The sequence below is a fragment of the Streptomyces sp. NPDC027672 genome (assembly GCF_055566335.1).
This window is the reverse complement of the sequence record NZ_JBVHSO010000011.1, coordinates 98405-113508: the sequence shown is the minus strand read 5'-3', so window position 1 is coordinate 113508 and position 15104 is coordinate 98405. Positions and strand designations below refer to the sequence as shown.

General features: G+C 75.4%; 12 protein-coding genes. 6 read left to right on the top strand and 6 right to left on the bottom strand.

All coding sequences use genetic code 11. The annotated features are described in order from the left end of the window. Positions 1 to 156 precede the first annotated feature (156 nt). The 3 genes from ACZ4SV_RS25815 to ACZ4SV_RS25805 all read left to right on the top strand — a co-directional run bounded on the left by ACZ4SV_RS25815 (position 157) and on the right by ACZ4SV_RS25805 (position 3743). Positions 157 to 1197 (top strand): hypothetical protein, encoded by a 1041-nt coding sequence (locus ACZ4SV_RS25815; RefSeq protein ID WP_468006772.1) that lies wholly within the window; start codon positions 157 to 159, stop codon positions 1195 to 1197. 219 nt (positions 1198 to 1416) lie between these two features. Next, the gene (locus ACZ4SV_RS25810; RefSeq protein WP_468006770.1) at positions 1417 to 2688 is read left to right on the top strand and encodes an aminotransferase class I/II-fold pyridoxal phosphate-dependent enzyme; all 1272 of its coding nucleotides are present in this window, start codon (positions 1417 to 1419) and stop codon (positions 2686 to 2688) included. Further along, the gene (locus ACZ4SV_RS25805; RefSeq protein ID WP_468006768.1) at positions 2685 to 3743 is read left to right on the top strand and encodes an MBL fold metallo-hydrolase; all 1059 of its coding nucleotides are present in this window, start codon (positions 2685 to 2687) and stop codon (positions 3741 to 3743) included. Before ACZ4SV_RS25810 ends, ACZ4SV_RS25805 begins: the two co-directional genes overlap by 4 nt. Before the next feature lie 37 nt (positions 3744 to 3780). On the opposite strand, the gene ACZ4SV_RS25800 is transcribed toward ACZ4SV_RS25805, so the two are convergent. After that, positions 3781 to 4401, bottom strand: a complete 621-nt coding sequence (locus tag ACZ4SV_RS25800; RefSeq protein ID WP_468006766.1) for a DedA family protein — start codon at positions 4399 to 4401, stop codon at positions 3781 to 3783. Then, positions 4398 to 5171 (bottom strand): MBL fold metallo-hydrolase, encoded by a 774-nt coding sequence (locus tag ACZ4SV_RS25795; protein ID WP_468007024.1) that lies wholly within the window; start codon positions 5169 to 5171, stop codon positions 4398 to 4400. The genes ACZ4SV_RS25800 and ACZ4SV_RS25795 overlap by 4 nt, the downstream gene beginning before the upstream one ends. A gap of 84 nt (positions 5172 to 5255) precedes the next feature. On the opposite strand from ACZ4SV_RS25795, the gene ACZ4SV_RS25790 reads away from it, so the two are divergent. From ACZ4SV_RS25790 to ACZ4SV_RS25780, 3 genes are all read left to right on the top strand, one after another. Beyond that, positions 5256 to 5687, top strand: coding sequence for a hypothetical protein (locus ACZ4SV_RS25790; RefSeq protein WP_365875384.1), 432 nt, complete (start codon positions 5256 to 5258; stop codon positions 5685 to 5687). A 143-nt stretch (positions 5688 to 5830) separates the two neighbouring features. Further along, on the top strand, positions 5831 to 7975 hold the full coding sequence (locus tag ACZ4SV_RS25785) for a phage holin family protein (protein WP_468006764.1): 2145 nt from the start codon (positions 5831 to 5833) through the stop codon (positions 7973 to 7975). Positions 7976 to 8090: 115 nt separating this feature from the next. Then, positions 8091 to 8516, top strand: coding sequence for an OsmC family protein (locus ACZ4SV_RS25780; protein ID WP_365875388.1), 426 nt, complete (start codon positions 8091 to 8093; stop codon positions 8514 to 8516). 67 nt (positions 8517 to 8583) lie between these two features. Here ACZ4SV_RS25780 and narI read toward each other — a convergent pair whose 3' ends face one another. The 4 genes from narI to ACZ4SV_RS25760 are packed head-to-tail and all read right to left on the bottom strand — an operon-like array spanning position 8584 to position 15087. Beyond that, a complete protein-coding gene (gene narI / locus ACZ4SV_RS25775) occupies positions 8584 to 9306 on the bottom strand; it encodes a respiratory nitrate reductase subunit gamma (RefSeq protein WP_365875390.1) in 723 nt (240 codons plus the stop codon). Continuing rightward, on the bottom strand, positions 9303 to 9797 hold the full coding sequence (gene narJ, locus ACZ4SV_RS25770) for a nitrate reductase molybdenum cofactor assembly chaperone (protein WP_365875392.1): 495 nt from the start codon (positions 9795 to 9797) through the stop codon (positions 9303 to 9305). The genes narI and narJ overlap by 4 nt, the downstream gene beginning before the upstream one ends. Then, complete coding sequence (narH, locus tag ACZ4SV_RS25765; protein ID WP_468006761.1) at positions 9797 to 11392, bottom strand: nitrate reductase subunit beta; 1596 nt, start codon at positions 11390 to 11392, stop codon at positions 9797 to 9799. The genes narJ and narH overlap by 1 nt, the downstream gene beginning before the upstream one ends. Continuing rightward, a complete protein-coding gene (locus ACZ4SV_RS25760; protein ID WP_468006759.1) occupies positions 11392 to 15087 on the bottom strand; it encodes a nitrate reductase subunit alpha in 3696 nt (1231 codons plus the stop codon). Before ACZ4SV_RS25760 ends, narH begins: the two co-directional genes overlap by 1 nt. Positions 15088 to 15104 lie beyond the last annotated feature (17 nt).

Below are 15104 nucleotides of genomic sequence, written 5' to 3'. Positions count from 1 at the left end.
CGGCCGCGCGCGGTACGGCCCCGGCCGGGCTGTCATGACAGCGAGGGCACCGAACCGTGCCCCCGTGGCCGGGCGCCGTACGGCGTCGCCGTGGTACCGGTGCGCCGGCGCACGGCCGTCCGACCGCCCGCCGCAGCCTGCCGAGGAGTCCCTCCCATGCGCCGCACCGCCCGCGCCCTGTCCGCCGCCTTCGCCGCCGGTGCCGTGCTCGCCCTCACCGGGCCGGCCGCCTCCGCCGCCCCCGCCGCCCCCGCCGCCCCTGCCGTCCCCGCGTCCTGCGATCCCGGCACCGGTCTGCTGCTCCCGGACGCCTTCGCCGCCACCCCGCCGGCCGCCGCGCAGGGCACCGGGCACCCGGACGGTGCCTCCGGTACCGGCGGCAGCGCGGCCGGTCCTCCCTACCCGGGCACCGCCCGCCTGCGTGCCGGCGTCCCGGCCCAGGGCGAGCCGGGAGGCCCGGCGTGCGACGACGGGGCCGGGTGGAGGGAGCCCGGGGCTGAGGCGTCCGGGCAGGCCGGCGCCGGGCCGCTCGGCGCCGACCCGCTCGGCGGCGGGCAGGAGGGAGGAGGGCAGGCCGTGGGGGGCCAGATCGGTGGGGGGCAGGCCGTGGGTGGCTCGCGCAGTGGTGCTCCGAGCGGTGCCGACCCGGGCGGTGGTGAGCTGAACGGTGGTGGCCCGGGCGGTGGTGACCTGGGCGGTATCGGCCCGGGCGGTGACCTGGGCGGTGGTGGTCCGGGTGGTGGTGATCTGGGCGGTGCAGGGCGGGCGGACGCCGGGCAGGACGGTGGCGCCGGGCACGACACCGCCGGGCACGACGGCGGCGGCCCGGACGGCGGAGGACCGGACGGCGGCGGCCCGGATGGCGGAGGACCGGACGGCGGCGGCCCGGATGGCGGAGGACCGGACGGCGGCGGCTGGGACGGGAGCGGGAAGGACGGCGGTGGCCGGGACGGCGGCGGGCAGGAGTGCGCGGGCGCGGACTGTGCGGGCGGTGGTCACGGCTGCGGTGACGCGCCCGGCGCCGACGGCTGTGCGCCCGCCGCCGTCCAGCACGGCGTGGACGCGGGCCGGGGCGGCGTCTTCGGGGACTCCGTGCCGGCGCTCGCGGCCGGTGCCGCGCTGATCGCCGTCGCCTGCGCGGGCGCCGGCTACCGGGTGTACGGCCGCGTACGGTCCGCGGCGGGCCGGTCCGCCTAGGAATCCGTCCGAGAGGCCGCGGATGTGACCTGGGCAACTCGGGGCGGCGCCATGGACGGCCGCGCGGCGGGTACACACCCTCCCGAGGGCGGCACCAGGGGCCCCGCCGGTGGCACCCGCCGCACTTCCGGGCCCCGCCCACCCGGGTACGGCGGCCCGGGACGGCCGCCCGGCCCGGGCCGGGCGGCGGCACGGCACCACGGACTCGCGGAGGCGGACATGCGGCGCACGGACTCCGGGCGGGGCCGCCGGGAGGACCACGGTCCCGTCCGCTACGGCCCGCCGTTCCCGGGCGACGGCCTGCCCGTGCTCCCGGAACTGTCCGCCGTGCTCGCCGCCGCCGCGGGCCGCGCCGACGCCCAGCCGGTCGGCGGCGCCCCCGCCCTGCTGGAAGCGGCCTGCGGCTACTGGACCCGGCGCGGGCTGCCCAGCGTCCCCGACCAGGTGGCCGCGGGCCCCGGCGCGCCCGCCCTGCTGCTCGCCCTGACCGCCGCGCTCGCCGGGGACGGCGCCGACGTCCTCGTGCCCCGGCCCTGCGCCGCCTGGTGGGCGCCGTACGCCCGGATCCTGGGCCGGCCCGTCTACCACGTGCCGACGCCTCCCGAGAGCGGCGGGGTGCCCGACCCGTACGCGCTGCTGGAGACCGTCCGCCGGGTCCGCGCCGAGGGCGGCGACCCACGGCTGCTGGTGCTGTCCGTCGCCGACGATCCCACCGCCGGTGTCGCCCCGCCCGAACTGCTGCACGAGACCGTGGAGGCCGCCACCGCCGAGGGCCTGCACCTGGCCAGCGACGAGACCTGGCGCGACACCGTGCACGCCCCGCACGGCACCGTCCTGCTCAGCCCGGCCGAGATGTGGCCCGACGCCGTCACCGTCGTCACCGACCTGGCCGGTGCCCTGCTGCCCCCGGCCTGGCCCGCCGCCGTCGCCCGCTTCCCGGCCACCGGTGCCGGCCGGCACCTGCACGCGCGCGTGCTGGACATCCTCACCGGTCTCGGCGCCGCCCTCGCCGGACCGGTCGCCGCGGCCGCCGGCTACGCCCTGGACGAACCGCCGCCCGTCATCGAGCGCCGGGAGGCCGCCGTACGGCTGCACGCGCGCGTGGCCGCCGCCGCGCACGCCGCCGTCGTCGCCGCCGGCGCGCTCGCCCGGCCCCCGGCGGCCGGCCGTCACCTGTACGCCGACCTCGCCCCGCTCCGCGAGCCGCTGGCCGCCCGGGGCGTCGGCGACGCGCAGGAACTGGAGGACTTCCTCACCGCCCGGCTCGGCATGCCCGCCCCCGGCGGCCACCGCTTCGGCGACGACCTCGGGGCGCTGCGCGTACGGCTCTCCACCGGGCCGCTGCTGGGCGGCACGGACGAGGAGCGCACGGAGGGGCTCACCTCCCCGGCCCCGTTGGAACTGCCGCACCTGCACCGCGCGTTGGCCTCCTTGCGGTCGGCCTTCGACGAACTTGGCGACGACGCTCAGCGATGGGAGCCTCCTCGATGACGCAGCAGACGCACGAGCCCGGCCCGGCCGCGACGACCACGGCGGCCGGCGTACCCGGCACACCGGTCCCCGGCGCCGTACCCTTCCCCCCGCTGGCCGAGCCGCGTCCGCTGGGCGAACACCGGGTGTGGCCGCGCGCCTTCCACGACCGGCTGACCGCGCCGCTGCCCGGACTGAAGGGCCTCGCCCGCTTCGCCCGCGAAGGCGCCGTACGCCCCGGCCCCGAGGGTCTCGCCGACATCCCCCGCCTGCCGTACGCGCCGGCCCCGCTGCCCCGCGTCGACGCCCGCACCCTCGCCGTGAGCTGGGCGGGCCACGCGAGCTGGGTCGTCCAGGTCGGCGGGCTCACCGTCCTCACCGACCCCGTCTGGTCCCGCCGCATCCTCGGCACCCCGGCCCGCGTCACCCCGGTGGGCGTGCCCTGGGAAGACCTGCCGCGCGTGGACGCCGTCGTCATCAGCCACAACCACTACGACCACCTGGACGCCCCGACCCTGCGCCGGCTGCCGCGCGAGACCCCGGTGTTCGCGCCCGCTGGCCTCGGCCCCTGGTTCCGCCGCCGCCGGTTCACCCGCGTCACCGAGCTGGACTGGTGGGAGGGCGCCGAACTCTCCGGTGTGCGCTTCGACTTCGTGCCCGCCCACCACTGGTCCAAGCGCACCCTCACCGACACCTGCCACAGCCTCTGGGGCGGCTGGGTGCTGACCGCGCCCGACGGGCAGCGCCTGTACTTCGCCGGCGACACCGGCTACGGCCACTGGTTCTCCCGCATCGGCCGCCGCTACCCGGGCATCGACCTCGCCCTGATGCCCATCGGCGCCTACGACCCGCGCTGGTGGCTCAGCGACGTCCACTGCGACCCGGAGGAAGCGGTCCAGGCCACCGTCGACCTCGGCGCCCGCCGTATGGCCCCCATGCACTGGGGCACGTTCATCCTCTCGGCGGAACCGGTCCTGGAACCGCTCACCCGGGTGCGGGCGGCCTGGGAGAAGGCGGGCCGGGACCGCGCGGACCTGTGGGACCTGCCGATCGGCGGCTCGGCGGTGCTCGGCTGACCCCGCCTCAGGCGGCGGGAGCCCTCCCGGTCCCGGTTCAGCCGGCGGCCCGGACCCGCCGCCACAGCCCGGGCGCCACGCTGACGACGACGGTCAGCACCACCGCCACCACGACCCCCTCCCACGGCTCCTTGAACAACGAGCCGCCCAGCACACCGATCACCTGGTAGGTGGCCGTCCAGGCCAGACACGCGGGCAGGTTCCCGCGCGCGAACCGGCGCGGCGGCCACTGGGCCATCAGACACGCCAGCATCACGGGTATCCGCCCGGCCGGCACCAGCCGGGACAGCACCAGCACGGCCGTCCCGTGCGCGGCCAGCTTCGCCCGCGCCTGCGCGAGCCGGTCCTCCGGTGCCCGCGCCCGGATCGCCTCCAGCCACCGCGACCCGTTCTTCGACCGCATCCCGCGCCGCCCCAGCCAGTACAGCGCCGCGTCCCCGAGGAACGCGGCCAGCGACGCGGCCAGGAACACCCAGAGCAGCGCGAACGGCGCCGACCGGTGGAAGGCCACCACCGCCGCCGAACTCACCAGCGCGCCCGTCGGCACCACCGGCACCAGCGCCCCGATCAGCACCAGCAGGAACAACGACGGGTAGCCGGCCGCCTGGTGCGCGGCCTCAGGCGTCAGGGTGCCGGCCGCGTCGGCGAACCACGTCACCGCGCGACCTCCAGCCGCACGCTCTGCCCGTGCCCCAGCCTGTGCACCGCCACCTCCGGCGCGGCCGCCGCGGCCAGCCGCACGAACTCGTCGCCCGGCGCGTGGAACTCGTGCGGGCGCACCGCGTCCATGCCGAGCGGCCAGTACGTCCCGTAGTGCACCGGCACCGCGGCCCGCGGCGCCAGCCGGGCCAGCGCCCGCGCGGCCCGGCCCGCGTCCAGGTGCCCCTCGCCGAGGTACGGCCCCCAGCCGCCCACCGGCAGCAGCGCCACGTCCACCGGCCCGACCTGCTCCGCCATCCCGTCGAACAGGCCGGTGTCCCCGGCGAAGTAGGTCCGCGCCTCGCCCTCCACGACGTAGCCCAGCGCGGGCGAGCGGTGCGGGCCCACCGGCAGCCGCCGCCCGTCGTGCAGCGCCGGCACCACCCGGACCAGCACCTCGCCGATCCGCACCTCGTCCCCGGGCGCCACTTCGGTGATGCGCAACTGCCCGAGCCGGCGCAGTCCGGGTACCGCCCGTGGTGCGCCCCGGGGCACGAGCAGGCGCGCGCCCGGACGGAGCGAGGCCAGCGAGGGCAGATGCAGATGGTCGGCGTGCAGGTGGGAGACGAGCACCACGTCCGCGCGCCGGTCCGCGGCGGGCGGCACGGCACCCCGGCGGCGGCGCAGATGCGCCAGCCGGCGGGCGAACAGGGGGTCGGTGAGCACCCGGACGTTCGCATCCTCCACCACACAGGTGGCGTGACCCCACCAGGTGATCTCCACCGGCACCTTCTCCGCCTCCTTCACGCGACTCCCCGAAGCCTACGGGCAGGAGTAGGGTCGGCGGCGAAAACCGGAGGTGAGGGGAGTGCCATGAGACAGCTACGGGGTGTTTCCGGCGTGCTCACGCCGGTGCGGGTCACCGCCATCGCGAGCCTGACACCTCTGGAGGAACTGGAGGCCGACCCCTTCCTGGTGGACTCGCGCAGCCAGCACGCCATGTGCGCCCGGTGGGCCGCCGAGCGCGGCTACGTCGTCGCGCGGGAACTCCTCCTCGGCGGACTGCGCGTCGACCACTGCGCGTTATGGGAGGGAGTGCGGCCCGGCGCGGACGTGTTCGTCGCGCCCAGCCTGCGGGTGCTGCGCCGGGCGCTGTCGTCGGTGGAGGAGTTCACCGCCGAGTGCGCGCGCCGGGGCGTGCGCGTGGAGACGGTCGGGCGCGCCGAGCCGTCGTACGACGCGCAGATGAAGGCGCGGGTGCACCGCCGCCTGTCCATGCCGACGGCGGGCTACGACGGCGGGTGACGCGGGCCCGCCCGGCCGCCCGTCCGGCCCGCCGTGTCCCGTGTGACAGGGTGGGGCCGGGGCCGACCGGCCCGGTGGAGCGAGAGGCGGGTCCCTCCCGGCCCGGAGGGCGGGGGAGGGCCGGGACGTGAGGTGTACGGGGCGTGCGAGGCGTGCGGTGGCGGCGGATCGCCAGTCAGGTCGGACGGAGCGTCGCCGTGTGGGCGGTCTCCACGGTCACCATGCTGGTCCTCGCCGGGCTCCTGCCCGACTTCCGGCTCCAGTCCGCCGACGGTGACAGCGCCACGCGCATCGCGGCCACCGCCGTCTGCGGCGCCGGTGCCTTCGGCGTCCTGTCGGCCGTGGTCTGGCCGCTCCTGGTGCGTCTGCTGCTGCTCGTGCCCGCGCTGATCCTCGGCCTGCTGGTCTTCTTTCTCAACGGTTCGCTGCTGCTGCTCGCCCTGCGGGCCAACCCCTACGGCCGTGGCGAGGCGGCCCCCGAGACCGCCGTCATCGTGGCCGCCGTGATGTCCGCGGTCGCCTCCGCGACCGGCGCGGCCCTCGCCGTGCGCGACGACGAGGCGTACCGCCGCCGGCTGCACCGCCTCGCCACCCGCGGCCGCCGGGCACAGCCGCCCTGCCCCACCGCGCCCGGCCTGGTCTGCGTCCAGCTCGACGGCGTGGGCCACGACGTCCTCACGGACGCGGTCCGCAAGGGCCTGATGCCGACGGTGGCCCGCTGGCTGTCCCCGGCGGCCGGCGACACCCGGCCGCCGGGCGGGGGCACGCGCGCCCCGAACGGCGGCCCGCACCCCGTGACCGGCCCCGGCCGGCCCCCCCACCGGCTCACCCCCTGGCGCACCGACTGGTCCAGCCAGACCGGCGCCAGCCAGCTCGGCATCCTGCACGGCAGCACCTTCGACGTGCCGGCCTTCCGCTGGTACGAGAAGGACCGCGGCGAGGTGATGGTCTGCAACCGGCCGACGAGCGCGGCCGAACTCCAGCGCCGTGCCGTCCTGCGGACCGGTGACGGCGGGCTGCTCGCCGTCGACGGCGCCAGCCGCGGCAACCTGTTCGGCGGCGGCGCCGGCGAACAGGCCCTCGTGCTGTCCATAGCGACCCGCCGCCGCGGCCGGGGCAACCGGTCCCGCGCCGGCTACTTCGCCTACTTCAGCGACCCCGCCAACGCCGTCCGCACCGCCCTGTCCTTCGTCGCCGAGGTGGCCCGCGAGATCGGCCAGTCCACCCGCGCCCGGCTGCGGGGCCGGCGCCCGCGGGTCGGCCGCGGCGGGCTCTACCCGCTCGTCCGCGCCTTCGCCACCGTCGTCGAGCGGGACGTCGTCGTCGCCGCGGTCATGGGCGACATGCTCGCCGGCCGCACCGTCGTCTACGCCGACCTGGTCGCCTACGACGAGGTCGCCCACCACTCCGGGCCGCACAGCCGCGACGCCGAGAAGGTCCTCGAACGCCTCGACCGCTGCCTGGCCCTGCTGGAACGCGTCGCCGAGCACGCCCCGCGCCCCTACCGGATCGTCGTCCTGTCCGATCACGGCCAGAGCCCGGGGGAGACGTTCCGCGCCCGCTACGGCCTCACCCTCGGCGATCTGGTCCGGGCCGGCTGCGGGCTGCCCGTGCCGCGCAAGGCGGGCCGCACCCGCAGCGGCGCCGAGGCCCGCGCCGCCGTCCGGGCCGCCCTGCGCCGGCCCGTGGAGGAGAAGAGCGGGCGCCGGGAGCCCGCGCCCTCCCGGGAGCCGGTCGTGCTGGCCTCCGGCAACCTCGGCCTGGTCTCCTTCCCGGACGTGCCGCACCGCATGTCCAAGGAGGAGATCGACGCCCGCCACCCCGCGCTGCTCACCACCCTCGCCAACCACCCCGGCATCGGCTTCCTGCTGGTGCGCAGCGAGCAGCACGACGGCGTGGTGCTCGGTGCCCACGGCGCCGAGATCCCGCTGGCCGCGCTCGACGACGAGCCCGGCCCGCTGGCCCGCTTCGGCCCCGGCGCCGCCGACGCCGTCCGCCGCACCCACGCCTTCCCGCACACCGCGGACATCATGGTGAACTCCGCCTACGAACCCGCCGACGGCGAAGTCCTCGCCTTCGAGGAGCAGATCGGCTCCCACGGCGGGCTCGGCGGCGCCCAGTCACGCCCGTTCCTGCTCGCCCCGGCGGACCTGTCGGCGCCGGCCGCGGACGGGCGGGAGCCGGCCGGCGCGGAGCAGGTGCACGCCGTCCTGCGCCGCTGGCTGGGCGAACTGAGCGGCCCCCAGGTGCCGGTCGCCGCCGCGGCGGAGGAGGAACAGGCCGCCTGAGGGACATCCGCCGTTCACACCGGGTGGGGCGGTCCGCGCGGTGCCGGGGGCCCGGATGTGATCGGATAGGGAGACCGGGAACCCCGGCACCGCGACACTCGCGAAAGGAAGCATCGTGGCAACCACGCGCACCGCGCACACCGTCTGGGAAGGCAACCTGCTCGAAGGCAACGGAGTCGTCACCTTCGACTCCTCCGGCATCGGCCAGCAGCCGGTGTCGTGGCCCTCGCGCGCCGAGCAGGCGAACGGCAAGACCAGCCCCGAGGAGCTGATCGCCGCCGCCCACTCCAGCTGCTTCTCCATGGCCCTCTCGCACGGCCTGGCCGGCGCCGGCACCCCGCCCACCCGGCTGGAGACCAAGGCCGACGTCACCTTCCAGCCGGGCGAGGGCATCACCGGCATCCACCTCACCGTGCGCGGTGAGGTGCCCGGTCTGGACGCGGAGGGCTTCGCCTCGGCCGCCGAGGACGCCAAGAAGAACTGCCCGGTCAGCCAGGCGCTGAGCGGTACGAAGATCACCCTGACGGCCGAGCTGGCCTGACGCCCGGACGTTCTTGGGTGCCGTGCCCCGCTCTCCGGGGCACGGCACCCGCGCCGTTCCCGGCCGCTCAGCCGCCCAGCCGTTCCCAGCCCCGCCGGTCCGCGCGCGGGCCGAGCTGACGCGGGTCCCGGGTCCGGTAGACGACGTACGGGCGGAAGAGGTACTGCACCGGCGCGCTGAACATGTGCACCAGCCGGCTGTACGGCACGAACGCGATCAGCACCATCCCGGCCACCGCGTGCACCTGGTACAGCACCGGCACGCCCTCCATCAGCGTGATCCGCGGCCGGAGCGTGAACAGGCTGCGCGCCCAGGGCGCGATCGTGGTCCGGTAGTCGTAGCCCGCGCCGGTGGTGTGCGACAGCTTGGCGGCCATGCCGAGCACGGTCGCGCCGCACAGCAGCAGGTACATCGCCTTGTCGTTGGCCGTGGTGGCGCGGAAGACGGGGGCGCGGGTGCGGCGGCGGTACACCAGCAGCAGGATGCCGGCGACCGTGAGCACCCCGGCCGCCGTCCCGCCGTACAGCGAGAACAGGTGGTAGGCGCGCTCGTGCACGCCGGCCGCGTCCGTCCAGGACGCCGGCACGAACAGCCCGACCAGGTGCCCGACGAGCACGAACAGGATGCCGTAGTGGAAGACCGGGGAGGCGATGTTCAGCAGCGGTGACTCGTACACCTGCGAGGAGCGGGTGGTCCAGCCGTACTTGTCGTAGCGGTAGCGCCAGACCAGGCCGGCGGCCAGCAGGGCGAAGGCGGTGTAGGGCAGGGCGCCCCAGAGGAGGACGGTCATCGGCGCGCTCCGGAGGGTGCGGCGGGCAGGGTGGCGCACACCGCGTCCAGGACGCCCGCGTACGGGGTGCCGCAGGCGGTCAGCCGCGCCCGCAGCTCCGCCAGCGCCTCGCGGTGTCCGGTCAGCAGGCTGGTGTCGCCGGTCCGCGCGGTGAACTCCAGCACCGCCGGCAGGAAGTCCGGCAGCTCCTCGCCGCTGAACTCCAGGCCGTGCCGGCGGTAGACCTCCTTGAAGCGGACCAGGGACATCCCGCGGCGCCGGGTGTCGCCGTCGTGCCACCAGCTCAGGTACAGGCTGTGCCGGTTCTTCAGGTCGAAGACCTGCACATAGTGCGCGGCGAGGTCCCCGGGCGGGGTGACGGCCGCGTAATCGGTGAACGCGCGCAGCCGCGGGGCGGCCTCGCGCAGCAGCGGCAGCCGGGCGGTGAAGTCCTCGTCCGGGTAGGTCAGACAGAGGGCCGCCGCCTGGTAGAACACCGCGTCCGAGGGCATCAGGCCTCCTTGGCGTCGTCGGACGTCTGCCGCCGGCGCAGCAGATGGAAGTTCTCCACGGACACCAGCGGCAGCCTGCGGCGGCCGGAGTCCCGGCCGAACGGTCCGTCGCCGCCCATGCCGGGCCCGCCGGCGACGTCGAGGCTGCACTCCCCGGGCACCGCGGACTCCTCCAGCCGGCGGGCGTCACCGACGGCCGCGGTCGGGATGACGTAGCGCTCCTCGTACTTGGCGATCGCCAGCAGCCGGTACATGGCCTCGATCTCCTCCGGGCCCAGACCGGCCGCCGCGGCGGCCCGCGGGTCCGGTTCCTCGCCGAGGTTGATCGCCCGCATGTGGGACCGCATCGCGGCGAGCCGCTCCAGCGCCGTGCGCACCGGAGCGGTGTCGCCCGCCGTGAACAGCTCCGCCAGGTACTCCAGCGGCACGCGCAGGGTGTCGATCGCGCCGAACAGGTTGCCCGCGTCCTCCCCGTCGTGCCCGGTCTCGGCCAGCGCGTCCACCACCGGCGACAGCGGCGGGATGTACCAGACCATCGGCAGCGTCCGGTACTCCGGATGCAGCGGCAGCGCCACCCGGTAGCGGCTGATCAGCGCGTGCACGGGGGAGCGGCGGGCGGCCTCGGTCCAGTCGCGCGGGATGCCCGCCTCCTCGCAGGCCCGCAGCACCTCGGGGTCGTCCGGGTCGAGGAAGACGCCCAACTGTGCCTCGTACAGGTCCTTCTCGTCCGGTACGCGGGCCGCGGCCGTCACCTTGTCGGCGTCGTAGAGCAGGACGCCGAGGTAGCGCAGCCGGCCCACGCAGGTCTCCGAGCAGACCGTCGGCAGGCCGACCTCGATCCGCGGGTAGCACAGGGTGCACTTCTCGGCCTTGCCGGTGGCGTGGTTGAAGTACACCTTCTTGTACGGGCATCCGGTCACGCACATCCGCCAGCCCCGGCACCCGTCCTGGTCGACCAGGACGATGCCGTCCTCGGCCCGCTTGTACATCGCCCCGGACGGACAGGAGGCCACGCAGGACGGGTTCAGGCAGTGCTCGCAGATCCGCGGCAGATAGAACATGAACGTCTCCTCGAAGGCGAACCGCACCTTTTCGGACGCCTGTTGCCGGGTCCGTTCCACCATCGGGTCCAGGCCGCCGTAGGCCGGGGCGCCGCCCAGGTTGTCGTCCCAGTTCGACGACCACTCGATCTTCATCGGCTTGCCGGTGATCGCCGACACCGGCCGGGCCACCGGGTAGTCGTCGCCGAGCGGGGCGTCGGTGAGGTTCCGGTACTCGTACGTCCAGGGCTCGTAGTAGTCCTTGATCTCCGGCAGCCGGAGGTTGGAGAAGATCCCGGCCAGCTTGCGCAGCCGGCCGCCCGCCTTGAGTGTCAGCGCGCCGCGCCGGTTCAGCTCCCAGCCGCCGCGCCACTTCTCCTGGTCCTCGTAGCGGCGCGGATAGCCCTGCCCGGGGCGGGTCTCCACGTTGTTGAACCAGACGTACTCCATGCCGCGCCGGTTGGTCCACGCCTGTTTGCAGGTGACCGAACAGGTGTGGCAGCCGATGCACTTGTCGAGGTTCATCACCATCGCGATCTGGGCCATGGGGCGCATCAGTACTCCACCTCCTGGGCGCGGCGGCGGATGACGGTGACCTCGTCGCGCTGGTTGCCCGTCGGGCCCAGGTAGTTGAACGCCCAGCTCAACTGGGCGTAGCCGCCGATGAGATGGGACGGTTTGAGGAGCAGCCGGGTGAGGGAGTTGTGGATGCCGCCGCGCATCCCGGTGGTCTCCGTCCTCGGCACGCTCACCGTGCGTTCCTGCGCGTGGTGCATGTAGACGGTGCCCTCCGGCATGCGGTGCGAGACGATCGCGCGGGCCACCACCACGCCGTTGCGGTTGACCGCCTCGACCCAGTCGTTGTCCCGCACCCCGATCGCGTCGGCGTCCCCCGGGGACATCCAGATGGTCTGCCCGCCCCGGGACAGGGCCAGCATGAACAGGTTGTCCTGGTACTCGGAGTGGATCGACCACTTGTTGTGCGGGGTGAGGTATCGGACCGTCACCTGGCGCTGTCCGTCCGCGCCGAGGACCGGTTCGCCGAACAGCCGGTGCATGTCCAGCGGCGGTCGGTAGACCGGCAGGGCCTCGCCGAGTTCGTGGATCCAGTCGTGGTCCAGGAAGAAGTGCTGGCGGCCGGTGAGGGTGTGCCAAGGCTTGCCGTGCTCGGTGTTGAGCGTGAAGGCGGTGTAGCGCCGGCCGCCGGCCTCGCTGCCCGACCACTCCGGTGAGGTGATCACCGGCACGGGCGCCGCCTGGGTGTCGGCGTACGTGACCCGCTTGCCCTCGTGCTCGGCGGCCAGGTGGGCCATCTCCCGCCCGGTGCGCCGCTGAAGGGTGCGGAAACCCTGGGTGGCCAGGCGGCCGTTGGTGGTGCCGGACAGGGCGAGGATGGTGTCGGCCGCCTTCACCGCCGTGTCCAGCGCCGGGCGCCCGTCCGCCGGGCCGCCGCGCACCGCGCCGTTCCGCCGCAGCAGGTGCGCGACCTCCTCGTCCGGCCGCAGGGTGATGCCCTTGGCGGGCAGGCCCCGTTCCTCCACGAGCGGGCCGAGCGCGGCGAACTTCGCGCCGACCGCGGTGTAGTCGCGTTCCACGACGGCCAGGTGCGGCATCGTCCGGCCGGGCTCGGGCGCGCACTCGTCGCGCCGCCAGTCCCGGACGGTCCCGCCCGGCTGGGCGGTCTCGCCCGGGGTGTCGTGCTGGAGCGGGCTCGCCACCAGGTCCCGGCGCACGCCCAGGTGGTCCACGGCGAGTTCGCTCAGCTTCTCCGCGAGCGCCTTGAAGGTGTCGAAGTCGGTGCGGGCCTGCCAGGGCGGGTCGACGGCCGGGGTGAACGCGTGCACATAGGGGTGCATGTCGGTGGAGGACAGATCGTGCTTCTCGTACCAGGTGGCCGCCGGCAGCACCACGTCCGACAGCAGGGTGGAGGAGGTGTGCCGGAAGTCCAGCGACAGCAGCAGGTCCAGCTTGCCCTCCGGGGCCCGCTCCCGCCAGGTCACGTCCCGGGGCCGCTCGTCCGGCGCGGCCTCCTCGGCGCGCAGCGAGGAGTGGGTGCCCAGCAGGTGCCGGGCGAAGTACTCGGCGCCCTTGGCCGAGGAGCCCAGCAGGTTGGCCCGCCACAGGGTGAGCACGCGCGGCCAGTTACCCGGCGCGTCCGGGTCCTCGCAGGCGAACCGCAGGGTGCCGGCGCGCAGTCCGGCCACCGCCCGCGCCACCGGGTCGCCGGGCTCCTCGCCCAGCTCCAGCGGATTGCGGTCGAAGGTGGGGTACGACGGCATCCAGCCGGCCCGGGCCGACAGGGCCAGGCAGTCGGCCGCGGTCATCCCGGCGAACCGGCCCTCGCCGAGCGGCGAGGCCAGCACATCGGCGCCGAACCGGTCGTAGCGCCACTGGTCGGTGTGCAGGTACCAGTACGCGGTGCCGATCATCTGCCGGGGCGGGCGGGCCCAGTCGGAGGCGGCGGCCAGCGTCGCCCAGCCGGTCACCGGACGGCACTTCTCCTGGCCGACGTAGTGCGCCCAGCCGCCGCCGTTGCGGCCCTGGCAGCCGGTGAGCTGGAGCAGGGCCAGGAAGGCGCGGTAGATGGTCTCCGAGTGGAACCAGTGGTTGGTGCCGGCGCCCATCAGGATCATGCAGCGGCCCCGGGACCGCTCGGCGGTCCGCGCGAACTCCCGGGCGATCTTCACGCACCGCGCGGCCGGCACCGAGGTGTGCGCCTCCTGCCAGGCGGGCGTGGCCGGCGTGCGCGGATCGTCGTAGGAGTCCGGCCAGTCGCCCGGCAGACCGGGCCGCGCCACCCCGTACTGGGCCAGCAGCAGATCGAACACCGTGGTCACCAGCGGGCCGTCCGGACCGCCCAGCCGGGTCACCGGCACCCCGCGCCGCAGCACCTCGCCGCGCCCCTGCCCGTGCGGTCCGCCCTCGGTGTCGAACCGGGGCAGCAGCACCTCCAGCGGGACCGCGACCTCCCTGCCGTACAGGCTCAACAGGGGCTCCACGTCACCGAGTTCCAGGTTCCAGCGGCCCTCGCCCGACGCGGTCCAGCGAAAGCCCAGCGAGCCGTTCGGCACCACCGCGCGGCCGGTCGCCCCGTCCAGCACGACCGTCTTCCACTGCGCGCCCTCGCCGTCCTGGCCGACGTCGGCGGCGCGCAGGAACTTCGCCGGCACCCACGCCCCGTCCCGCTCGGTGAGCGTCACCAGGAACGGCAGGTCGGTGAACTTGCGGACGTAGTCCGTGAAGAACGGCGTCTCCCGGTCGACGTAGCACTCCTTGAGGATCACATGGCCCATCGCCATGGCCAGCGCGCCGTCCGTGCCCGGGTGCGGGTGCAGCCACTCGTCGGCGAACTTGGCGTTGTCGGCGTAGTCGGGCGCGACCACCACGACCTTCTGGCCGCGGTAGCGCGCCTCCGCCATCCAGTGGGCGTCCGGGGTCCGGGTCACCGGCACGTTGGAGCCCCACATCACCAGATAGGCGGCGTCCCACCAGTCGCCCGACTCCGGCACGTCGGTCTGGTCGCCGAAGACCTGCGGCGAGGCCACCGGGAGGTCGGCGTACCAGTCGTAGAACGACAGCATGGCCGCGCCGATCAGCGAGTGGTAGCGGGCGCCGGCCGCGTGCGACACCATCGACATCGCCGGGATCGGGGAGAACCCGGCGATCCGGTCCGGGCCGTAAGCCTTGATGGTGTGCACCTGCGCGGCGGCGACGATCTCCACCGCCTCCTCCCAGCGGGCCCGCACCAGACCGCCCTTGCCGCGCGCCCGCTGGTAGCGGCGGCGCCGCTCCGGGTCGCCCTGGATGTCCGCCCAGGCCAGCACCGGGTCCTTCAGCCGGCCCTTGGCCTCCCGGTACATCTCCAGCAGCACGCCCCTGACGTACGGGTAGCGCACCCGGGTGGGGGAGTAGGTGTACCAGGAGAACGCGGCGCCGCGCGGGCAGCCGCGCGGCTCGTACTCGGGGCGGTCCGGGCCCACCGACGGGTAGTCCGTCTCCTGGGTCTCCCAGGTGATGATCCCGTCCTTGACGTACACCTTCCACCGGCACGATCCGGTGCAGTTCACCCCGTGGGTGGAGTGCACCACCTTGTCGTGGCTCCACCGGTCGCGGTAGAAGGCGTCCGCCTGCCGGCCGCCGGTCAGGGTCACGCTGTGCAGGTCGGGCGCGGGCGTGCCGGGCCGGAAGAAACGGCCGGCGGCCAGCAGCGCCGCGCCGGGCTCGCGCGGCGGTGTCTGCGTGTCGGTCACGTGCGCTCCCTAGGTTC